General features: G+C 66.6%; 21 protein-coding genes. 6 read left to right on the forward strand and 15 right to left on the reverse strand.

From position 1 onward, the window contains the following. Positions 1–89 precede the first annotated feature (89 nt). Complete coding sequence (locus ACIGJB_RS18295; protein ID WP_483733721.1) at positions 90–557, reverse strand: winged helix-turn-helix transcriptional regulator; 468 nt, start codon at positions 555–557, stop codon at positions 90–92. A gap of 90 nt (positions 558–647) precedes the next feature. Here ACIGJB_RS18295 and ACIGJB_RS18300 point away from each other — a divergent pair, with 90 nt between their 5' ends. Then, positions 648–1,256 (forward strand): N-acetyltransferase family protein, encoded by a 609-nt coding sequence (locus tag ACIGJB_RS18300; protein ID WP_483734716.1) that lies wholly within the window; start codon positions 648–650, stop codon positions 1,254–1,256. 13 nt (positions 1,257–1,269) lie between these two features. Here ACIGJB_RS18300 and ACIGJB_RS18305 read toward each other — a convergent pair whose 3' ends face one another. Next, on the reverse strand, positions 1,270–2,250 hold the full coding sequence (locus ACIGJB_RS18305; protein ID WP_483733722.1) for a Bug family tripartite tricarboxylate transporter substrate binding protein: 981 nt from the start codon (positions 2,248–2,250) through the stop codon (positions 1,270–1,272). Positions 2,251–2,431: 181 nt separating this feature from the next. Next, positions 2,432–3,304 (reverse strand): EamA family transporter, encoded by an 873-nt coding sequence (locus tag ACIGJB_RS18310; protein ID WP_483733723.1) that lies wholly within the window; start codon positions 3,302–3,304, stop codon positions 2,432–2,434. 169 nt (positions 3,305–3,473) lie between these two features. Here ACIGJB_RS18310 and ACIGJB_RS18315 point away from each other — a divergent pair, with 169 nt between their 5' ends. Next, positions 3,474–4,184, forward strand: coding sequence for an SDR family NAD(P)-dependent oxidoreductase (locus tag ACIGJB_RS18315; protein ID WP_483733724.1), 711 nt, complete (start codon positions 3,474–3,476; stop codon positions 4,182–4,184). A 142-nt stretch (positions 4,185–4,326) separates the two neighbouring features. Beyond that, positions 4,327–5,238, forward strand: coding sequence for an adenylate/guanylate cyclase domain-containing protein (locus ACIGJB_RS18320; RefSeq protein WP_483733725.1), 912 nt, complete (start codon positions 4,327–4,329; stop codon positions 5,236–5,238). An 18-nt stretch (positions 5,239–5,256) separates the two neighbouring features. Here the strand turns inward: ACIGJB_RS18320 and ACIGJB_RS18325 are convergent, their stop codons facing one another. From ACIGJB_RS18325 to ACIGJB_RS18350, 6 genes are all read right to left on the reverse strand, one after another. Continuing rightward, complete coding sequence (locus ACIGJB_RS18325) at positions 5,257–6,462, reverse strand: polysaccharide pyruvyl transferase family protein (protein WP_483733726.1); 1,206 nt, start codon at positions 6,460–6,462, stop codon at positions 5,257–5,259. A gap of 21 nt (positions 6,463–6,483) precedes the next feature. Further along, the gene (locus ACIGJB_RS18330; RefSeq protein ID WP_483733727.1) at positions 6,484–7,206 is read right to left on the reverse strand and encodes a YoaK family protein; all 723 of its coding nucleotides are present in this window, start codon (positions 7,204–7,206) and stop codon (positions 6,484–6,486) included. 30 nt (positions 7,207–7,236) lie between these two features. Beyond that, entirely contained in the window at positions 7,237–8,352 is a 1,116-nt protein-coding gene (locus ACIGJB_RS18335; protein WP_483733728.1) for a porin, read from the reverse strand. A gap of 34 nt (positions 8,353–8,386) precedes the next feature. Then, positions 8,387–8,680: a XapX domain-containing protein gene (locus tag ACIGJB_RS18340; protein ID WP_483734717.1), complete on the reverse strand. Its 294-nt coding sequence runs from the start codon at positions 8,678–8,680 to the stop codon at positions 8,387–8,389. A 49-nt stretch (positions 8,681–8,729) separates the two neighbouring features. Beyond that, the gene (locus ACIGJB_RS18345; protein WP_483733729.1) at positions 8,730–10,601 is read right to left on the reverse strand and encodes an amidohydrolase; all 1,872 of its coding nucleotides are present in this window, start codon (positions 10,599–10,601) and stop codon (positions 8,730–8,732) included. Between the two features lie 115 nt (positions 10,602–10,716). Next, positions 10,717–11,403, reverse strand: coding sequence for a hydrolase (locus tag ACIGJB_RS18350; RefSeq protein ID WP_483733730.1), 687 nt, complete (start codon positions 11,401–11,403; stop codon positions 10,717–10,719). Between the two features lie 502 nt (positions 11,404–11,905). On the opposite strand from ACIGJB_RS18350, the gene ACIGJB_RS18355 reads away from it, so the two are divergent. Beyond that, positions 11,906–12,256, forward strand: coding sequence for a DoxX family protein (locus ACIGJB_RS18355; RefSeq protein WP_483734718.1), 351 nt, complete (start codon positions 11,906–11,908; stop codon positions 12,254–12,256). 24 nt (positions 12,257–12,280) lie between these two features. Here ACIGJB_RS18355 and ACIGJB_RS18360 read toward each other — a convergent pair whose 3' ends face one another. The 4 genes from ACIGJB_RS18360 to ACIGJB_RS18375 all read right to left on the reverse strand — a co-directional run bounded on the left by ACIGJB_RS18360 (position 12,281) and on the right by ACIGJB_RS18375 (position 16,022). After that, positions 12,281–13,258, reverse strand: a complete 978-nt coding sequence (locus ACIGJB_RS18360) for a LysR family transcriptional regulator (RefSeq protein ID WP_483733731.1) — start codon at positions 13,256–13,258, stop codon at positions 12,281–12,283. A 143-nt stretch (positions 13,259–13,401) separates the two neighbouring features. Beyond that, a complete protein-coding gene (locus ACIGJB_RS18365; protein WP_483734719.1) occupies positions 13,402–14,874 on the reverse strand; it encodes an MFS transporter in 1,473 nt (490 codons plus the stop codon). A gap of 118 nt (positions 14,875–14,992) precedes the next feature. Next, positions 14,993–15,208 (reverse strand): hypothetical protein, encoded by a 216-nt coding sequence (locus ACIGJB_RS18370; protein WP_483733732.1) that lies wholly within the window; start codon positions 15,206–15,208, stop codon positions 14,993–14,995. 217 nt (positions 15,209–15,425) lie between these two features. Next, entirely contained in the window at positions 15,426–16,022 is a 597-nt protein-coding gene (locus tag ACIGJB_RS18375; protein ID WP_483733733.1) for a helix-turn-helix domain-containing protein, read from the reverse strand. A gap of 88 nt (positions 16,023–16,110) precedes the next feature. On the opposite strand from ACIGJB_RS18375, the gene kbl reads away from it, so the two are divergent. Next, the gene (kbl, locus tag ACIGJB_RS18380; protein WP_483733734.1) at positions 16,111–17,313 is read left to right on the forward strand and encodes a glycine C-acetyltransferase; all 1,203 of its coding nucleotides are present in this window, start codon (positions 16,111–16,113) and stop codon (positions 17,311–17,313) included. After that, positions 17,310–18,281 (forward strand): L-threonine 3-dehydrogenase, encoded by a 972-nt coding sequence (locus ACIGJB_RS18385; protein ID WP_483733735.1) that lies wholly within the window; start codon positions 17,310–17,312, stop codon positions 18,279–18,281. The genes kbl and ACIGJB_RS18385 overlap by 4 nt, the downstream gene beginning before the upstream one ends. 7 nt (positions 18,282–18,288) lie before the next feature. Here ACIGJB_RS18385 and ACIGJB_RS18390 read toward each other — a convergent pair whose 3' ends face one another. Together ACIGJB_RS18390 and ACIGJB_RS18395 are read right to left on the reverse strand one after the other, a co-directional pair. Further along, entirely contained in the window at positions 18,289–19,290 is a 1,002-nt protein-coding gene (locus ACIGJB_RS18390; protein ID WP_483733736.1) for a transketolase family protein, read from the reverse strand. After that, a complete protein-coding gene (locus tag ACIGJB_RS18395) occupies positions 19,287–20,132 on the reverse strand; it encodes a transketolase (RefSeq protein WP_483733737.1) in 846 nt (281 codons plus the stop codon). The genes ACIGJB_RS18390 and ACIGJB_RS18395 overlap by 4 nt, the downstream gene beginning before the upstream one ends. Positions 20,133–20,180 lie beyond the last annotated feature (48 nt).

Here is a 20,180-nt window from a genome sequence, read left to right on the forward strand (position 1 = left end):
TGTGGGTGCTGCCGGCGCGCTCAGATGGGGCGCGTCGGCCGGCATGGCACAGTCATGGTGCGCTGCAATGTATCGCAGCGGTGCCGTAATCAGTCTTGTGGCGTGCCCGCGGGCGGGAGTCGGATGACGTTCATGTCCGAGGGCGACACCGCGTGGCCGTCTTCGTCGACCAGTGCCGCGCTGACGCGCTGGCCGTTGCGGCGCGAGCGGATCTCCACCGGGCCAGTGCCATCGGCCGCCAGGTGGCGGTCTCCCCATTGCATCAGCCCGACCAGTACGGGCAGCAGTTCCACCGCGGCGCGGGTCGGCCGGTACTCGAAGCGCTCGCGCTCGCCCGGCTCCTTGTAGCCAACCCGGCGCAGCAGGCCGGCCTCGGTCAGCGTCTTCAGGCGGGCGGACAGCACGGCGGGCGAGCATTCCAGCCGGTGCAGGAAATCATCAAAGCGGCTGACACCCTGGAAGATGTCGCGCAGGACCAGGATCGTCCACTTCTCGCCGATCAGCGCGAGCGTGGCAGCGATCGAACAGTCGCGAAGGTCAGTGGCCGTGGCTTTCATGATGCACGGAGCATAGCACGCTGACTTCATTTGCAAAAGTCAGGGGTTTGCCTATACTCTGACTACAAATGATGAAGTCAGGTGGCGATGATGGTCGAATCATGGCTGGGACGGGCAGCACGGACATCACGGCCCATCGGCAACGAAAACTGGACCCTGCGGCGCGGTGAGCCGGTGACGTTGCGCGCCGCGCGAGCGCAGGACGGCGCAGCGGTACGCAGCATGGTCGAGGGCCTGTCGCGTGAAAGCCGCTATTACCGCTTCCTGACGGGCGGCCGCGTGGCTGATGGCGTTGTGGAAGGACTGGTCTCGTCTGGCGCCAATGGCGTTGCCCTTGTGGTGACGGCAGCGGGCGCTGACGGTGCAGCCGAAGCGGTGATCGCCAACGGCCAGTTCGTGGTGACCAGCCACGGCACGGCGGAGTTCGCCGTGCTCGTGGCCGATGCCTGGCAAGGCCAGGGGCTTGGCCGTCGCCTGATCGCCAGGCTGCTGCAACTGGCGCAGGCGGCCGGCGTGCGCTGCATGCGCGGCGATGTGCTCAGCGAGAACCGGCGCATGCTGGCCATCCTGCGCGGCCTGGGGTTCAGCTGCCGGCGCAACCCAGAGGACAGCTACCTCCACGAGGCCACGCTTGCGCTCGGTGCCACCGCGGCCAACCTTGCCACATCGATGCCGGCTGACTGGGCCACTGCCCGCTGAGCCAGGCGTCGAGCTACTCCACGCGCGCGCCCGAGACTTTCACGATGCGCTCCAGTACCGGCATGGCGGTCTGGTAGTCGTCGCGGAAGCGGGCCGAGGTCGTGCCCATGGCCTCCAGCCCGGCCACCTGCAAGCGAGCCTTGACCGCGGTGGTGTTGGCGGCCGCGATGGCTTCCTTTTCCAGCCGGGCCAGCACCGGCGCCGGCGTCGCCGCCGGTGCGACCAGCACCAGCCAGCCGACCGGCCGGAACTCGGGCTCGGTCAGTCCGGCCTGCTGGAACGTCGGCACGTCCGGGATGCCGTCGATGCGCTTGTCGCCCGTCACCGCGAGCGCGCGCAGCTTCCCGGACTCCAGATAAGGCTTGATCGACATATACGAGCCGATTGCCATCTGCACCTGTCCGCCGATCAGGTCCTGCAGCATCGGCGCCTCGCCCTTGTAGGCGATATGGCTCATCTCCATGCCGCGGCTGTTGCTCATGAACGCGCCCATCAAATGCGCCGCCGAGCCCACGCCCCACGAGCCGTAGTTGACCTTGCCCTTGTTCTGTTGCGCCCACTCGACAAATTCCTTCACGCTCTTTGCCTGCACCGACCTCGCGGGCACGGCCAGCACCAGCTGGCCCGTGGCCACCTGCGAGATCAGCGCGAAGTCCTTGCGCGGATCGTAAGGCAGCTTCGCGAACACGAACTGGTTGGTCATGATGGGCAGCGTGGTCGTGAACATCACGGTGTAGCCGTCGGCGGGAGCCTTGGCGACATAGCTGGCTCCGACGATGCCGCTTGCGCCGGCACGGTTCTCCACCACTACGGGTTGTCCGAGCCGCTTGCCCATTTCGTCGGCCATGGCGCGTCCGACGACATCGGCGGAACCGCCGGCGGGGAACGGCAAGACCATGGTGATCGGCTTGGCCGGCCAGGTCTGGGCCGAGGCGACCGAATAGAGTCCGGTCATGAGTCCGATTGCTGCCAGTGCCACCTTGATGGTTCGCATGCGCTGTCTCCTTTTTTATGGAAGGCCGGTGCTGTACCGAGCGGTCCAATTTGGAGCGCGTCCCAAGTTCAGTCAAGCGCGCGGAGCAGAGGGAAAACCCTCCACGCCATGAATGGCGGGGTTTCTCGGAGCAAATCGGATGAATCCTGGCCAGAACGTTCCGGCCGATCCCCAGCGCCCGTCAGCCTGCAGACTTGCCGCGCGCCGTAGCCGTGCACCCGATCGAGGCCACGATGATGCTGCCGATTGCCAACCACTGGATCATGCTGAGCTGCTCGTGCAGGAACACCAGTCCGGCCAGCGCGCCCATGGCGGGCTCCATGCTGAGCAGGATGCCGAAGGTGCGTCGCGGCAGGCGCTTGAGCGCCACCATTTCAAGCGAGTAGGGAATCGCGCTCGAAAGCACGCCCACGGCCAGCCCGGCCAGCAGCAGCGGCGGACTGAACATCGCCGTGCCGGCATGCGCCACGCCGAACGGCAGCACCACCAGGGCCGCCGCGGTCAGCCCGAGCGAGGTCGCCTGGCCGCCGTGTGCGTTGCCGGCGCGTTGGCCGAAGATGATATAGAGCGCCCAACCGACGCCGGCCGCCAGCGCGAAGCCGATGCCGACCGGGTCCAGATGGGTCGAGGCCTCGCCCAGCGGCAGCAGCAACAGCAGCCCGGTGACGGCAAACGCAATCCACAGGAAATCGATGGCGCGCCGCGATGACAGCACCGCCACGGTGAGCGGGCCGGTGAATTCGACGGCAATCGCCAGGCCGAGGGGAATGGTGCGCAGCGACATGTAGAACAGCAGGTTGGTCGCGCCCAGCGCGGCACCATACAGCGCAATGGCCCGCGCATTGGCGGCGGACAGCGGTATCCGCCACGGGCGCCACACGGCCAGCAGGATCAGCGCCGAAAAGCCCACGCGCAGCGCGGTGGTGCCTTGCGCGCCGAGCGCGGAGAACAGCGACTTGGCGAACGAGGTCCCGATGCACAGCGAGGCCATCGAGCCGGTCAGCGCCACGACGGCGAGAAGGGTGGCGCTTTGCCGCAAGCGGTTCAGAGGCAATTGGAGATCCTGGGTTAGGTGACGCAGCCGCATCTTGCGCCACGCGCGCGCCGGGCGCCATAGACGGGTGAAGCAATTCCGTGCTGTACAGTTCGCGCGACATCCGGGATTTCCCTTTCGGCGCGGCCCGACTATGGTGGAGTCAGTCCTTTGCCACGGGAGCCGGGAGATGGAAACCGCCGTTCGTCATGTCGTCATCACCGGCGCCGCCGGCGCCCTGGGCCGCGCAGTGGCCAGCCGTTTCGCCGCAGAGGGCTGCCGCCTGGCCCTGCTCGACCACAAGCTGCAGCACTTGCAAAGCGTCTTTGCCCATCCGGACGGGGACGGCGGCATGCTGCTGCGCGAGGCCGATGTCACGTCCGAAAGCGCCATGGCCGCGGTCGGCGCCGAGATCCTGGACACCTTCGGCGCGGTCGATGTCGTGGTCCACGTGGCCGGCGGCTTCGAGATGGGCGAGGCCACGCACGCCATCAGCCGCGAATCGTGGTCGCGGATGATGGACCTGAACGCGTGGTCCTTCATCGCCGTGACGCGTCCGTTCATTCCCGCGATGCAGGCGCGGGGCAGCGGCAAGGTCATTGCCGTGACGGCGCGCAGTGCGTCGGCAGGCGCGGCGTCCATGGGCGCATACATTGCGTCCAAGAGCGCGCTGCAGCGGCTGGTCGAAAGCCTGTCGCGCGAAGTGCGCGGCGCCGGCATCAACGTCAACAGCATTGCCCCGAGCGTGCTCGATACGCCGGCCAACCGGCGCGACATGCCGGATTCGGATCCGGCGCGCTGGGTATCGACCGGGTCAGCCGCGCGCATGGTGGCGATGCTGGCATCCGATGCGGCGGCGTCCGTGCATGGGCAGCATCTCGTGCTCGATGGCCTGAGCTGAATTCCGGGTGGACATGGAGGCCGTGGTGGCCAGCCATTCAGGTTGAGCATCGCCGGCCGCGGTGCCAGAATTCCAGCATGGCGTGATCGCGTGACTGCATGGAGGACCCGGCCCGCCGGACCGGTGGCGGGCCAGGGCGCAAATGGAACGAGAACCGCTTAACGAGGTGCCGGACGGGTCGGTGATGTTCGCTGACCTCAGCGGCAGCACCAGGCTGTACGAGGTGGCCGGCAATGCGGCGGCCATGGCCGCGGTCGCGCGGTGTCTGGGCGTCATGCGGTCCTGCTCCGAAGCGGCCGGCGGGCGCATCGTCAAGACCATCGGCGACGAGATCATGGTGCTGTTTCCAGCGGCCGCGCGCGCGCTGCAGGCCGCGCTCGACATGCAGTTCGCGGTGTCGCAGCTGCCGCCGGTGTCCGGCGTGCCGATGTCGATCCATATCGGCTTTCACCATGGTCCGGTGCTGTCCGACGCATCGGGCGACGTGTTCGGCGACACCGTCAACCTTGCCGCGCGGCTGTGCAAGCTGGCGTCGCGCGGACAGATCATCACCAGCGCGGAATCCGTGGAGCAGCTTCCCGACTGGCTGCGCCAGGCCACGCGCTACCTGTACCCGACTCAAGTGCGCGGCCGCGAGCAACCCGTCGAATTGTTCGAGGCGATCTGGCAGCAGGCCACCGACCTGACGCTGATCGACACCGAAAGCCCCCGGACCGCCTGCTCGGTGTTTCTCACGCTGCGCTATCGCTCGGCGGTGGTGGAGATGAATCTTGCCTCGGCGCCGGTCACCATCGGTCGCGACAGCGGCATGACGATCGTGGTGTCGGACCGCCGCGCCTCGCGCTTCCAGGCCACCGTGGAGACGCGCGGCGGCCGCTATGTGCTGGTGGACCGCAGTTCGAACGGCACGCATGTCACCCTCGACGGCGAAGACAGCTTCATCCTGCGCCGCGACGACGTCATGCTGCGCAGTCACGGCTGGATCACGTTTGGCCAAGCGCTGGACAATACCGAGGAAGGGGTCGAGTTCTTCGTGCGCGTCGAACGCGTGTGATGGCCGAGGGCTGACGGGTCACGCGTGCGCGGCGAAGCCCGCCCGGCAGGCCTGCACCAGGTTCCGGGCCAGCGACTCGCGCGGCGCCGGCGGCTCGGCCATGGCTTGCGCCATGCCGGACGCAAGCGCGTCGACCGGCACTGCCGAGGGTGTACTGGCGGTGCCCCAGGTCGCATCGAAGGCGGCCTGCTTGCTTGCTGCGAGCGATTGCCCCGGACGCAGCAGTCCCATGCGCGGGAGCGCCCAGGCGCCGGCGACGATGCCGCCATGCAAACTGCTGCCGGCAAAGCCGCGGCTATGGGCGATCAGCGCGCAGATATCCCACAGGTCGAGCGAGCTGAACAGGGCTACGTGCACGCCGTTCATGCGCGTTGCCAGCCGCCGGTAGACGTCCAGGTCGTCATGCCAGGGCGCGGCGCCCGCGCGGAACAGCACGATGCCAAGATTTTCCGCCCGGGCCAATTGTTCGAGTTGACGGGCAAGCGTCGTCAGCGTGGCGTCGTCGCCAAAGTCTGCGCTGCACTGCACGGCCAGGTAGCCGTGCGGGAATGCGGCCACGACGCCGGCCGGCTCGCCGCGCCGCGCATGCCGGCCGATGCGTGGCGCAAACAGCTCGGCCACCATCACGGCAGGGTCCGGCTCGAGATGGCAGCCGACGCCCGCGAATTCCAGGATCGCGTGGGTGTGCCGGTCTCGCACGCCAACGCAGTTCGCGGCCTTGAGCTTGGCCACGACTTCGGCGCGCATGGGGGCCTCCAGCCGGTCGAGATCGATCCCCCCGATCGCGTGGTAGCTCACCTTCACGACGTTGGCAAACAGGCCATCGGGCAGCAGGTAGGGCGCGAGATCGTGCAGTCCAAGCTGCTCGCGTGCCCAGGCCGCGCGTCCGGCCGGATCGGCATCGAGCTGCGCGATGACGGCTGGCGCCTGGGTGGGCGGGAGCAGCATCACGGCAGCCTCCCAGGCGCTGCAGGTCAGGATCTCGCCACCGACATGGAGAATGTCGACCGGCGTCTCACCCACGCGCGCGGCCAGTTGCGCCAGCGCCTGCACCGCGTGGCCGCCGCACGTCGACAGGTCGCGCTCCGCCAGTCCGCAATAGTGCAGCGCGCGCCCGTTCATGTCCTTTGCCGTGACGTGGGCGACGACATGTGCCAGCAGCAGGTCACCGAAGTTGTGACGGTCGAACGCGCCGAAGAGGATGGCAGGGTGGTCGTCTGGCACTCCAGGCTATGTGGGCTCCGTTCAGCCGGTTGCGGACACCTGGCCGCGCCGCCAGGCCGGAACGCAGACCGCGACCAGCAAGGCGGTGGGCAGCAGCATGCACCAGACCGAAAACCTGGCAAAGCCGAGCGCACCGAGGATGGCACCCAGCGCGAAGGCGGCCAGGGCTGGCCCCATCTTGCGCAGCCTGCGCCGGATCGCGTCCCGCTGTGGACCGGATGCGCCCGGCAGGTCCACGAGATCGACCACGATCTGCGTCGTATTCCCCGTCATGATCGTGGTCGGGCCCAGATCCAGCAGGGAAGTCCGCGACAGCGCGTTCTGCATGCCCATGGCCAGGACGGCCAGCATGCCGGCCACGATCGCGGCCGGCGCCGATGGGTCGGTGACCGGCGCCGCGTGGAGGCTGGCGGCCATGAACAGTGCCAGCAGCACGGCTTCCGCCAGCAGCAGCGGCGCAACCGGGGAGCGTCCCGTCCGGGCGATGCGCACCTCCGCCACCCGGGTCGCCGCGACGGCCAGCACGAAAGCCGGCAATGCCAGCAGCTTGGCCAGCAGGCCCGGCGCATGGCCGGTGATATCGACCCCGATCATGATGAAGTTGCCTGTCACATGTGCCGTGAACAGGCCAAACAGCGAGATGAACCCGACCACGTCCACATAGCCCGCGATAAAGGACAGGATGTAGCCGGTCGCCGGCCCTGCCACGGGAGCGGCGGCGTCAGCGGGCTGGGCGGGGCTCAAGGCTGTCTCCGCGACGGCGCGGCGCGCCCGTCAGAAATTGTGGCGCATGCCGAGCGCGAAGGTCTGCGGGTCCGCGCCCGCGTGGACGCCAACGCTGTTGATGGCAAAGTCATAGGCGGCGTTGCTGCGGTTGTTGATGCGACTGTAGTAAGCATAGATGGCGGTGCGCCTGGACAGCGGATAGTCATATCCGAACGTCACCTGGAACGCGCCGGTCTGCGCGCCGCTGCGCACCGAGCCAATCGTCTCGGTGGCGCTGCCCGCACCGTCGGACGCGAAGGTGAAGCCGGCGCGCACGCTGCCGGTGCCGAGCTGCTGCACCAGTGCGACATAGTAGCCGTTGCGCGTCAGGTCGCCGGTGGCGGTGCGGTAGTGCAGGCGCTCGTAGGCGGCACTGATGCGCGTGGAGGGAAACTGGTAGGACACGCCGGCCTTGATCGCATCGTCGTTGCGGCCGGCGGTCTGGTAGGCGTGGTGGATCTCGTAGGCCAGGGTCAGGTTGAGCGGGCCGCGGTCATAGCCCGCCGCGAACGAATACAGCGCCGGGTTGCGCGGCACGGTGTTCCGTTCCTCCGGGAGTCCCCACGCAAACGCGCCGCCCAGGCCATTCCACTTTGGGGTCTGGTAGTGCAGCGAGTTCTTCTGGCGCCGGTCGAAGGAACTGGTGTTCTCGACGTTGTTGGTGGTGGCTGCGGCGCCATTGCCCATCAGCGCCATATAGCCGGCCGTGGTCGGGTAGTACGGGTCGTAGCCCTTGGTCGAACTGGTATAGGGCGTGTCCCAGTTGCCCATGAACAGCGTGCCGAAATGGCCCTGCAGGCCAAGCCGCGTATCGCGCGCGGCGATCTGGCCAGCACCGGTGTCGATCGACAGCGTGCTCTCGATCTGCCAGATCGCCTTCATCCCGTAGCCGAGTTCTTCTTCGCCGCGCAGGCCGAATACCGAACGGTTGTTCGTCAGGCGCGAGAGGTTGCCGGGCCTGGTGCCGTCGGTGGCCGTGGTTACGGTCACGTACTCCGCGGCTGTGTTGAGCCGGCCATAGAGGGTCACGGCATTGTCTGCCAGCGCCGGTGCTGCTGCCATGGCGCATTGCGCCGCGGCCACTGCGGCAAGGCAGCGGCACCGCCGGTTGGCGCGGGTTGTCATCGATGCCGCCTGCCAGGTCTGTGGCGGCGCTCGCTCACGGGCCGCCTTCCTTGCCGCGCGAGGCGAGCGTGACCGGCGATTCGGCAGTGCCATCCGCCTTGGGTGGCGCGCCCGTGATCTTGGGCACGCATTCGCTGCGGAACCACGCGGCGGTGACCGGTTCGCCGGCAACCATCCGTTTCACCGTCGGCACGACCTGTTCGCCGATCAGCATGCCGAGCAAGCCGATCAGCGCGATGGCCGGCGGCGCCGGGGAGCGTACCTGGATCAGGGCATAGATGACGCCGACAAGGATGCCGGCGGCGAGAGAGACGATATAGACCTTCATCATTGGCCTCCTTTGGGTGAGGACCGCTTCCGGTGGTGAGCGGGCCGGATCAGAATGCCCAGCATGAACAGCCGAGCGCGCCCCAGAATGTGTCTTCGTCCGAAACCGGCATATCGGAAGTCCATGCCCTGGCATGCCCGTGGCCATGCACGCCGCAGGCGCTGTAGCAGCCGCACGCGGTGCCCAGCGCCAGCGCGCGGGCCTGCGCCGTCGGGCGCGGCTGGTAGCCGCCCACATGCCGGACCGGCGACCAGTCCGGCATGGGCGGCGGCAGGTCCGGCGCATGCTTGCCGAAGTCGCCGTCGCCGTGGACCACTTTGCCGCCGAGCACGGTCAGCACGGAAGTGATGTCCTGGATATCGTCGCCGGGCACGGCAAAGTAATCCTGCGAAAGCACCGCAAGGTCCGCCAGCTGGCCCACGGCAAGCTGTCCCTTCTTGCCTTCCTCGTTCGAGAACCACGTGTTGGCTTCGGTCCAGAGCCGCAGCGCGGTTTCGCGGTCGAGCACGTTGGCCTGCGGATACATCGACAAGCCGCCCACGGTCTTGCCGGTGGTGAGCCAGTACAGCGACACCCACGGGTTGTAGGAGGCCACGCGCGTGGCATCGGTGCCCGCGCCGACCTTGACGCCGCGTTCCAGCATCTTCTTCACCGGCGGCGTGTGCTCGGCCGGCTTCGCGCCATAGCGTTCGACGAAGTACTCGCCCTGGTAGGCCATGCGGTGCTGCACGGCAATGCCGCCGCCGAGCGCCGCGATGCGGTCGATATTGCGGTCGGTGATGGTCTCGGCATGGTCGAAGAACCAGTGCAGGCCATTGAAAGGCATGTCGCGCGCCACCTTCTCGTAGACGTCCAGCGCGCGCGAGATGGTCTCGTCATAGGTGGCATGCAGGCGCCACGGCCAGCGGTTCTCCACCAGCAGGCGGATCACGGGCTCCAGGTCGCCTTCCATCGACGGCGGCATCTCCGGCCGCTCGACGCGGAAGTCCTCGAAGTCGGCGGCGGTATAGACCAGCATCTCGCCGGCGCCGTTGTGCCGGTACAGGTCGTCGCCCTGTCCGGGCTTGACCTTGCCGGCCCAGTTGCGGAAATCGCTCAGCTCGTCTTTTGGCTTCTGCGTGAAGAGATTGTATGCAAGCCGTACGGTGAGTTGGCCTTCCCGATGGAGTTCTTCGATGATGCTGTAGTCCTCGGGGTAGTTCTGGTAGCCACCGCCCGCATCGATCACGCCCGTCACGCCCAGGCGGTTCACTTCGCGCATGAAATGGCGCGTGGAGTTCTTCTGGTACTCGGGCGGCAGCTTCGGTCCCTTGGCGAGCGTGGCGTAGAGAATGGTGGCGTTGGGCTTGGCCAGCAGCAGACCGGTGGGATTGCCACGCGCGTCGCGGATGATCTCGCCACCCGGCGGGTTTGGCGTGTCTTTCGTGTAGCCGACCGCACGCAGCGCGGCGCCGTTCAGGATGGCGCGGTCATACAGGTGCAGGATGAATACGGGCGTGTCCGGCGCCGCCGTGTTCAGTTCGTCGATGGTCGGCAGGCGCTTCTCGGCGAACTGGTGCTCGGTGAAGCCGCCGACCACGCGCACCCACTGTGGCGCGGGCGTGCGCGCCACCTGGTCGCGCAGCATGCGCATGGCGTCGGCCAGCGACCGCACGCCGTCCCAGCGCAGCTCCATGTTGTAGTTCAGGCCGCCACGGATGATGTGCATGTGGCTGTCGATCAGCCCGGGAATCACGCGGCGACCGCCGAGGTCGATCACGCGCGTGTCGCCGGCGGCGGTCTGCATGATTTCCTGCTTCGTGCCGACGGCGGCAAAGCGGCCATCGCGGATGGCGACGGCTTCGGCTTGCGGATTGGCCCGGTCCAGCGTGGTGAACTTGCCGTTGACGAGAATCAGGTCCGGCGCGGTCGAGGCATTCATGGAGAAACTCCTGTGGGCAGTCGTCGCGCCAGGCGCGGTCGCTGCGGCAAAGAACTGGCGGCGGGCCGGGCGCCACGGCCATCGCCGCGGCGCCCGCGCTCAGCTGGCGATGGTGTCAGCGCGCAGGAACGGCAGGAATGGCCTCGTGCGTCTTCGCCGTGCGTTGCGGCGCCTTGTGGACCATGGTGTACGCGTAGTCCACACCCATGCCATAGGCACCCGAGTGTTCCTTGACCAGCGCCATCACAGCCTCATAGGTGTCGCGGTGCGCCCAGTCGCGCTGCCACTCGAGCAGGACCTGCTGCCAGGTAACGGGCACGACCCCGGCCTGGATCATGCGCTGCATCGCGTAGTCGTGCGCTTCCTTCGAGGTGCCGCCCGACGCATCGGCGACCATGTAGATCTCATAGTCGGCATCGTGCATCGCGCTGAGCGCGAAGGTGTTGTTGCACACTTCGGTCCACAGTCCCGAAACCACCACCTTTTTGCGGTTTGCCGCCGCGAGCGCGTCACGCACCTTCTGGTCGTCCCACGAGTTCATCGAGGTGCGTTCCAGCAGCTTGTGGTCGGGGAACACGTCCAGCAGCTCGGGATACGTGAAGCCGGAGAAGCTCTCGCTTTCCACCGTGGTGATGGTGGTTGGGATATTGAAGATCTTGGCGGCCTTGGCCAGCCCGACCACATTGTTCTTCAGGGTTTGCCGGTCGATCGACTGCACGCCGAATGCCATCTGTGGCTGCTGGTCAATGAAGATCAACTGGCAGTTCTGCGGGGTCAGGACTTCAAGCTTCGGATTGCTCACGGTTTTCTCCTGGGGTGGAAAGACAGCCATGTCACCGGTCTGGCACGCGGGCGCGCACGGCGGCATGGCGGGGCGATGCGTTTCGGCTGACTGTGCGAGTCTGCGTGCTGGCAACGATATCCGCACGACGCATGGAACGGTGTACTCGCCGGACCGTCCACGTCGCGTGGCGAAAGTATATCGACGCATCGGTGGCCGGCATAACGAATTATTTCGAACAGACTATTCGAAGAACTGGATGGAAGATCGAATGGAGAGGCGGTGATCAATCAATGCAACCATAGTGGGCCGGCGTCGAGAAAATAAACTCGTGAACGACACCCTTTAACCAACGCATGATGAATTAATATGGCATCGCTTCGCCGGGCGGCGCCGCAGCGGGCCGGGTGCAAGCACTGCCGAACAGGGAGGGTCTGCGATGATCGAACAAGGCCGTGTCACCTCGCCCGCTACCGGGACCGGGGTATCCCGGTTCGCCACGCCGGCCGTGCGCTGGGTGGCCATGCTGGGACTGTGCGCCGCCTATCTGCAGGGCGGTCTGAACAAGGCGCTGGACTTCCCGGCCGCCATTGCGGAGATGCAGCATTTCGGCCTGGCGCCCGCCGGGCCGCTGGCGGCAGCGACCATCGCGCTGGAACTGGGCGCCTCCGTCATGATCCTGACGGGCTTCTACCGCTGGCTCGGCGCACTGGGCCTGGCGGGCTTCACGCTGATGGCCACGTTCCTGGCCAATCGCTTCTGGGAAGTCTCAGGCGACGCGCGCTTCATGATGGCGAACGCGTTCTTCGAACACCTGGGACTGGTGGGCGGATTCCTGCTGGTCGCCTGGCACGATCTGCGCGACAGGTCCTGAGTGCAGTGCGAGCGCGGGCGCCAGTCACGTGGCTGGCATGCGCTCGATGGTCGATGACCGGTCTTGATCGCGGGAGCCGCCGGGGGCCTGCAGGCCCAGCTGCTGCCGCAGGGTCTCGGCCAGCATGTCCTTGCGCTCGATCCACCAGCCGATGGCCCGGCCGGGGTCCGTGCTGCGCCAGGCGATATGCAGCATCTGCGGCGGACGTTCCTCGCCCAGCCGCCTGGCCACGAGCTGCCCCTTGTCAAGGTACGGCTGCGCCGCGCAGGCCGGCAGGTAGCCGCACGCCAGCCCGGACAGCAGCACCGAGAGCTTGGCATCGAGCGTCGGCACGCTGATGTGCCGCTGCCCGTCCACGAGCGGACGGGCCGGCGCAGCTTGTGCGGCGTCTTCCTGCGGCAGGCTGACTTCCACGAACTGGTGCTGCCACAGCACGGCGCAATCGATCGGCTCTTCGGCCGCCGCCAGCGGATGCCCCGGCGCGACGACGAAGACAGACCGTACGCTGCCGGCCGGCACGGAGAACAGGCCCTGGACTGCGGGCGGATCGCCCACGGCGCCGATCAGCAGGTCGACGCTGTCCGATGCCAGCGCCTTCCAGTTATTGCCCAGCATCTCCTGCGAGAACAGCAGCCGGGTATAGCTGTTTTCGGCCTGGAATGCCGAGATGAAGGGCAGCACCGCATTGAACGGTACCAGCGCGTCGGTGGCGATCCTGAGTTCGGATTCCCAGCCGGCTTCGGCGCGCCTGACGCGCTCCTCGAGGTCGTTCGCGGCGCGCAGCAGCCGGCGGCCTTCTTCGAGCAGGACTTCGCCCGCGGTGGTCAGGCTGACGCGGTGCGCACTGCGGTCGAACACCGTGACGCCCAGGTCGCTTTCGAGTTTCTGCACGACATAGCTCAGCGAAGACGGGGCCTTATGCAGCTCCTTGCCGGCCAGTCCGAACGTGCCGCAGCGCGCAATGGACTCCACCACCTGAAGCGCATCAAGTGTAATTTTCATCTTTGGATTGATTGGTCAGTCTGTTCGAAAAAATCATCCATCATTCATCGGAATGAAAGAATGATTTTTTATAGTAACGCGACAATGAGCGCGCGCGGCATTCCGTAATTTTCGGAAGCTAAATTGGGAGCACTCCGCCCATATCAATCCGGTGTGTTGCGCCAGTCATTTCCCAGCGGCCGTGCCACGTCTTCGAGCGGCCGGCGTTCCGCATCGACCCCATAGCGCAAGGCCAGCAGCCCCGCGGCGATGACCAGCGCGGCCCCAAGGCCATAGCCCGCCGCCACCGCGTCGCGGCTGCCGCGTTCGATCAATGCCCCGAGCAGTACCGGCGCGATGAAGCCGCCCATCCCCGTCCCCAGTGCATAGAAAATCGAGATGGCGAGCGCGCGCATTTCCAGCGGGAAGACTTCGCTCGCCGTCAGGTACGCGGAGCTGGCCGCTGCCGACGCCAGGAAGAACACCGCGGACCAGCACAGGGCCAGGCCCGAGGCATCGAGCCAGCCTTGCGTGAAGGCCCATCCGGTTGCCGCCAGGCCGATGCCCGACAACACGTAGGTGATGGCGATCATGCGACGCCGGCCGACCTCGTCGAAGAGCGGGCCCAACAACAGTGGCCCCGCCGCATTGCCGAGCGCGAACGGGAAGATGTAGAGCGCCACGCGGCCATCCGGCACGCCATAGAAGCGCGTAAGCACAAGTGCGTAGGTGAAGAAGATGGCGTTATAGAAGAAGGCCTGCGCCAGCATCAGTGCGAGCGTGATCAGGCTGCGCTGCCGATAGCGCCGCATCAGCAGATGCATCACGTCGCGCACGGACGGGGAGGTGGATGCGTGGAACGGTTCGCAACGTATGGCTGGCGCGAGTGGAGGAACCTTGCGCGTCGGGTACACCTGCGCCTCGATGTCGGCAATCACCCGCTCCGCATCGGCCAGCCGTCCATGCGTGGCCAGCCAGCGCGGGCTCTCCGGCACGTGCCGGCGCACCAGCATGATGGCGACGGCCAGCACCGCGCCCAGCGCGAAACACGCGCGCCAGCCCCACACCGGCCCGAGCACGCGCGGGTCAAGCAGCAACAGGCTCAGCCCGGCACCGAGCGCCGCGCCCAGCCAGAAGCTCCCGTTGATGGCCAGGTTCACGCGGCCGCGCACGCGCGCCGGAATCAATTCGTCGATGGCGGAGTTGATGGCTGCATATTCGCCGCCGATGCCCAGGCCCGTGCAGAAGCGGCACAGCGCAAACATGGCGAAGCCCGATGAAAACGCCGTGGCCAGCGTCGCCACCAGATAGACAAGGAGCGTGGCCAGGAACAGCCGCTTGCGGCCCAGACGGTCCGCCATGCGGCCGAACACGAGCGCACCGAGCACGGCGCCGCCGATATAGAGCGAACCGGTCCAGCCGACTTCGGTGGCGCTCAGTGCCAGTGTGTCGCGCCGTTCGAGCACGGCACCGACCGAGCCGACCAGCGTGACCTCGAGGCCATCGAGCACCCACGCGATGCCAAGCGCCAGCACCACGCGCCAGTGCCAGCGCGACCAGGGCAGACGGTCGAGGCGCGCGGGGATGTCGTGCTGCGCGCCGTTCGGGAGGGAGTAGGGGTTGCCTCGCGTCGAAATATCAGCGTCCGAAGCCAGGCCCGCACGCAGCCATGCGTGGGCCGATGCGGGTCAGTATAGGCGTTCGGTGACGGCGTTCGGTGACGGCGTTCGGTGATGGGAGCAGCCCGGGAGCGGCTCAGCGGCTGCAACCCATGGCGCGCAACATCGAGTGGCCGTCGTTCGTCAGGCGCGGACTCTGCCGCTGGCCATGCAGGATTTCCAGCCGGACGAGTTCCTTGTCGACCAGCGCGTGCAGGTCGACCGGATCAATCTGCCGGGAGTCGGTGGTATCGAGGGATTCGGCGCCGCCGCTGATGAGCAGCAGCGTAGCAAGTTCATGCGGGCTCAGCACGTTCGTCTCCTTGAATGAAGGGGGCCGCTTTGCTGGGACTGACGCGGCGGATAGCCGCGCGCTCGAAGCCACGGAATTATGCAAGACACATGCCTGCGCCGCACATCCGGTCTCGCCCGATGCTGCGGCGCGTCAATGCGTTTCCGAAGACTAAGGCGTTTGACGCCGGGTCAGCGGCCCGGTTCCGCTGAAGATCAACCTTCCGTGCTTGCCGCAGTTAAGCCGGGTGCACTACAACCAATAAGGCCGTTGCCGTCGCCTTGCCGTGGTTGCGGATGGCGTGTGGCACGTCCGCCGCATAGCGCGCCGTTTCACCATGCCGCAATTTCTTTTCCTCTGCTCCCGCTTGCACCGACATGGCGCCATTGAGCACCGAAAGGTGTTCCTGTGTGCCGGTTTCGTGCGCCTCCGAAGCGAGCACGCCGCCGGCCTGGATCGTCAGCTCATACCATTCGAAGCGCCCGGCCAGTTCGATCGGTCCGAGGATCTTCAGCTCGCAGTGCCCGTCAGGGCTCTTGAGCGAGGGGATGGCGTGCGGTTGCACCAGCGCGATGCCGCCGGCCGGGCGACCGCCTGCATCGGCGGACAGGAGGTCGGCAAGATTGATACGCAATGCGTTGGCCAGCCGCCAGAGCACCGCCACGGTCGGGTTGGTCAGGTTGCGTTCGATCTGCGACAGCATCGACTTGGACACGCCGGCGCGGCGCGACAGGTCGTCGAGCGAAAGTTGCTGTGCCTGGCGCAGCGCCTGCAGCGCGGCGCCGACGGCGGGCGGTCCATCGCCCTGCGGCTTCTGGGTAAGGGGTTGCGTCATGGCGAGCGGTTCGTTATATTGCATAAAACGTTCTTTATAACGAACGTGTTCGATTTATCGATCAGATCCTAGCATCGGGAGCCAAACCATGTCGAGTGCCGAGGCATTCTACGCATCCGTGCGTGCAGAGCTTGACGCCATCCGCCAGGCAGGGCTGTACAAGGAAGAGCGCGTCATCGCCACGCCGCAGGGCGCGCGCGTGCGCACCACCGATGGCCGCGAGGTCATCAACCTGTGCGCCAACAACTACCTTGGCTTGTCCTCCCATCCGCGCGTGATCGAGGCCGCGCACGAGGCGCTGCGCACGCACGGTTTCGGCCTGAGTTCGGTGCGCTTCATCTGCGGCACGCAGGACCTGCACAAGACGCTCGAAGCCCGGCTCGCCAGTTTCCTCGGCACCGAAGACACCATCCTCTACGGCTCGGCGTTCGATGCCAACGGCGGCTTGTTCGAAACCCTGCTGGGCGCGGAAGACGCGATCATCAGCGACGAACTCAACCACGCGTCCATCATCGACGGCATCCGCCTGAGCAAGGCGCGCCGCTACCGCTACAAGCACAACGACATGGACGACCTGCGTGCGCAACTGGCGCAGGCGCAGGCCGACGGCGTGCGCCACAAGCTGGTGTTCACCGACGGCGTGTTCTCGATGGACGGCACCATTGCGCGCCTGGACAAGATGCGCACGCTCTGCGACGCGCATGGCGCGCTGCTCGGCATCGACGAATGCCATGCCACGGGTTTCCTCGGCGCGCGCGGGCGCGGCACGCATGAACTGCGTGGCCTGTTCGGCAAGATCGACATCATCACCGGCACGCTGGGCAAGGCGCTCGGCGGCGCGTCCGGCGGCTTTACCAGCGCGCGCAAGGAAGTGGTCGCGCTGCTGCGCCAGCGCTCGCGGCCGTACCTGTTTTCGAACACGGTGGCGCCGGCCATCGTGGGCGCGTCGATCGCGGTGCTCGACATCCTGGAAGGCAGCACGGAACTGCGCGACCGGCTGGAGCGCAACACCGCATTCTTCCGCAAGGGGCTGGCCACGCTCGGCTTCGACGTGAAGCCGGGCGAGCACCCGATCATCCCGATCATGGTCTACGACGCGGAAAAAGCCCAGCAGCTCGCGCAGCGGCTGCTGGAGCTTGGCGTATATGTCGTCGGCTTTTTCTATCCCGTGGTGCCCAAGGGCCAGGCGCGCATCCGCGTGCAGATGAGCGCGCTGCACGACGAAGCGGCGCTGCAGGCGGCGCTCGATGCGTTCGGCCAGGCCGGCCGGGAACTGGGGCTGGCCAGATGAGCGACGTGGCACCGAAAATCCTGATCGTCGGCGCCAACGGACAGATCGGTTCTGAACTGGCGCTGGCACTGGCCGAGCGTTATGGAAGAACCAACGTCATCACGTCCGACGTGGTGCCGACTGGCCGCCATGTGCACCTGACGCACGAGATGCTCAACGCCACCGACCGCGGCGGGCTGGCGACCGTCGTCGAACGCCATGGCATCACGCAGATCTATCTGCTGGCCGCGGCGTTGTCGGCTACCGGCGAGAAGGCGCCGCAGTGGGCGTGGAACCTCAACATGACCAGCCTGCTGAACGTGCTGGAGCACGCGCGGCAGTTTGGCATCGAGCGCGTGTTCTGGCCGAGTTCGATCGCCGCCTTCGGTCCGACCACGCCGCGCGAAAACACGCCGCAGAAGACCGTGATGGAGCCCACCACCGTCTACGGCATTTCCAAGCAGGCGGGCGAGGGCTGGTGCCGCTGGTACCACGACAACCATGGCGTGGACGTGCGCAGCCTGCGCTATCCGGGCCTGATCTCGCACAAGACCCCGCCCGGCGGCGGCACCACCGACTATGCCGTGGACATCTTCCATTCGGCGGTGAAGGGCGAGCCCTATACCTGCTTCCTGCGCGAAGACGAGCGGCTGCCGATGATGTACATGCCCGACGCCATCCGCGCGACCATCGAGCTGATGGAGGCGCCGGCCGATAAGCTGACCGAGCGCGGCAGTTACAACGTTGCCGGCGTGAGCTTCACGCCGGCCGAGATTGCAGCGGCCATCCGCATGGAAGTGCCGGGATTCGAGGTGCGGTACGAGCCGGACTACCGGCAGGCGATTGCACAGGGCTGGCCGGACTCGATCGAGGATGCGGTGGCACGGCGCGACTGGGGCTGGGCACCGCAGTACGGGTTGGAGGAGATGGTCCGGGATATGCTGGAAAACCTGCGCCAGACCGTTGGCCTGGCGCATCCGTCCAACTAGCGGCGATCTACGCCAGCCATCCCCGGATGGACGATGCCATGACCTGCGACGAGATGCCATAGCGGTCATGCAGCGTCGGCAACGCGCCGGCATCGAGGAACAGGTCGGGCAGGGCCACCTGGCGGAAGGGCGGATGCACGCCGGCCTGCATCAGTGCCGTGGCGACGGCTTCGCCCAGGCCACCGATGACAGTATGGTTCTCCGCCACCACGACCAGCCTGCCGGAGCGCCGCGCCTCGCGCACGATGGTTTCGGTATCCAGCGGCTTGATCGTCGGCACGTGCAGTACCGCCACGCCCACGCGATCGGCCTCCAGCGCCTTGGCAACTTCCAGCGCGCGCATCGTCATGATGCCCGACGAGATCACCAGCACGTCGGCGCCGTCGCGCAGCAGCTTGGCCTTGCCGATTTCGAACTTGTAGTCGTACTCATCCAGCACCACCGGCACGTTGCCGCGTAGAAGGCGGGCGTACACGGGGCCCGGATGGACGGCGATGGCGGGCACCATCTGCTCGATGTCGAGCGCGTCGCACGGATCGATCACGGTCATGTTCGGCATCGCGCGCATCAGTGCCAGATCCTCGGCGGCCTGGTGGCTGGGACCGTAGCCGGTGGTAAGGCCGGGCAACGCGCAGACGATCTTCACATCGAGGTTGTCCTCGGCGATGGTCTGGTGCATGAAGTCATAGGCCCGGCGCGTGGCGAATACCGCGTAAGTCGTGACGAAGGGCTGCGCACCTTCATGCGCGAAGCCCGCCGCTGCGCCCATCAGCAACTGTTCGGCCATGCCCATCTGGTAATAGCGCTCGGGCATGGCCTGCGCCAGGATATGCAGGTCGGTGTACTTGCCCAGATCGGCGGTCATGCCGATAACGTTGGACTTCTGCCTGGCCAGTTCCACCAGCGCATGGCCGAACGGTGCCGGACGGGTTGCCTGTCCTTCGCCCGCGATGGAGGCGATCATTGCCGATGTCTTCAGCTTCGGCTTGCCGTTGGTGTTGCGGCTCATGCTTGTCTCCCGGCTTCCAGGGCCTGCAGGGCGAGTTGCCATTCGTGGGCATCGACCCGGATGAAATGGTTCTTCTCGCGTTGTTCAAGGAACGGTACCCCGCAACCCATGCGGGTATCGCAGACGATCATGCGAGGCTGCTCGCCGGGATGCTTGCGTGCGGCATCGAAGGCGGTCGCCACGGCGTCGATGTCGTTGCCGTCGACGCGCTGCGTGAACCAGCCGAAGGCCTGCATTTTTTCGACCAGGGGCTCGAATGCCATGACCTGGCTCGACGGACCATCCGCCTGCTGGTTATTGACGTCGACGATGCCGATCAGGTTGTCGAGCTTCCAGTGGCTGGCCGACTGGATGCCCTCCCAGATCGCGCCCTCATCGAGTTCGCCATCGGAGAACAGGGTATAGACGAAAGCCTCCGAGCCCTTGCGCTTGAGGCCCAGGCAGCGCCCGACCGCGATGGTCAGGCCCTGGCCCAGCGACCCGCCGGACATCTCCATGCCAGGTGTGTAGCTGGCCATGCCTGACATCGGCAGGCGGCTGTCGTCGCTGCCATACGTTTCCAGTTCTTCGATCGGCAGGATGCCGGCTTCGAGCAGTGCCGCGTACAGCGCGATGGCGTAGTGGCCATTCGACAGCAGGAAGCGGTCTCGGCCTTCCCATTCCGGGTCTTCCGGGCGGTAGCGCATGGCGCCGAAGTAGGCGACGGCGAGGACGTCGGCAATGTCGAGGGCCTGGCCGATGTAGCCCTGGCCCTGGACTTCGCCCATCAGCAAGGCGTTGCGCCGGATACGGTAGGCGCGTTCCCTGAGGGGAACGGCTACCTCGTTGAGTGCGTGATGCATGGTGTCTCCTTCGGATACAGGGATCAGGGAAAGAATGCGGTGCGCGAA

This window comes from Cupriavidus sp. C2SS-8b (assembly GCF_057073745.1).

Excerpts from the sequence above, each read along its gene's own strand:
- ACIGJB_RS18305 (WP_483733722.1), bottom strand. The coding sequence starts at position 2,250 with ATGCGAACCATCAAGGTGGCACTGGCAGCAATCGGACTCATGACCGGA.
- ACIGJB_RS18395 (WP_483733737.1), bottom strand. The coding sequence starts at position 20,132 with ATGCATCACGCACTCAACGAGGTAGCCGTTCCCCTCAGGGAACGCGCC.
- ACIGJB_RS18335 (WP_483733728.1), bottom strand. The coding sequence starts at position 8,352 with ATGACAACCCGCGCCAACCGGCGGTGCCGCTGCCTTGCCGCAGTGGCC.
- ACIGJB_RS18295 (WP_483733721.1), bottom strand. The coding sequence starts at position 557 with ATGAAAGCCACGGCCACTGACCTTCGCGACTGTTCGATCGCTGCCACG.
- ACIGJB_RS18385 (WP_483733735.1), top strand. The coding sequence starts at position 17,310 with ATGAGCGACGTGGCACCGAAAATCCTGATCGTCGGCGCCAACGGACAG.
- ACIGJB_RS18315 (WP_483733724.1), top strand. The coding sequence starts at position 3,474 with ATGGAAACCGCCGTTCGTCATGTCGTCATCACCGGCGCCGCCGGCGCC.
- ACIGJB_RS18300 (WP_483734716.1), top strand. The coding sequence starts at position 648 with ATGGTCGAATCATGGCTGGGACGGGCAGCACGGACATCACGGCCCATC.
- ACIGJB_RS18375 (WP_483733733.1), bottom strand. The coding sequence starts at position 16,022 with ATGACGCAACCCCTTACCCAGAAGCCGCAGGGCGATGGACCGCCCGCC.
- ACIGJB_RS18355 (WP_483734718.1), top strand. The coding sequence starts at position 11,906 with ATGCTGGGACTGTGCGCCGCCTATCTGCAGGGCGGTCTGAACAAGGCG.
- kbl (WP_483733734.1), top strand. The coding sequence starts at position 16,111 with ATGTCGAGTGCCGAGGCATTCTACGCATCCGTGCGTGCAGAGCTTGAC.
- ACIGJB_RS18320 (WP_483733725.1), top strand. The coding sequence starts at position 4,327 with ATGGAACGAGAACCGCTTAACGAGGTGCCGGACGGGTCGGTGATGTTC.
- ACIGJB_RS18390 (WP_483733736.1), bottom strand. The coding sequence starts at position 19,290 with ATGAGCCGCAACACCAACGGCAAGCCGAAGCTGAAGACATCGGCAATG.
- ACIGJB_RS18345 (WP_483733729.1), bottom strand. The coding sequence starts at position 10,601 with ATGAATGCCTCGACCGCGCCGGACCTGATTCTCGTCAACGGCAAGTTC.
- ACIGJB_RS18360 (WP_483733731.1), bottom strand. The coding sequence starts at position 13,258 with ATGAAAATTACACTTGATGCGCTTCAGGTGGTGGAGTCCATTGCGCGC.
- ACIGJB_RS18340 (WP_483734717.1), bottom strand. The coding sequence starts at position 8,680 with ATGAAGGTCTATATCGTCTCTCTCGCCGCCGGCATCCTTGTCGGCGTC.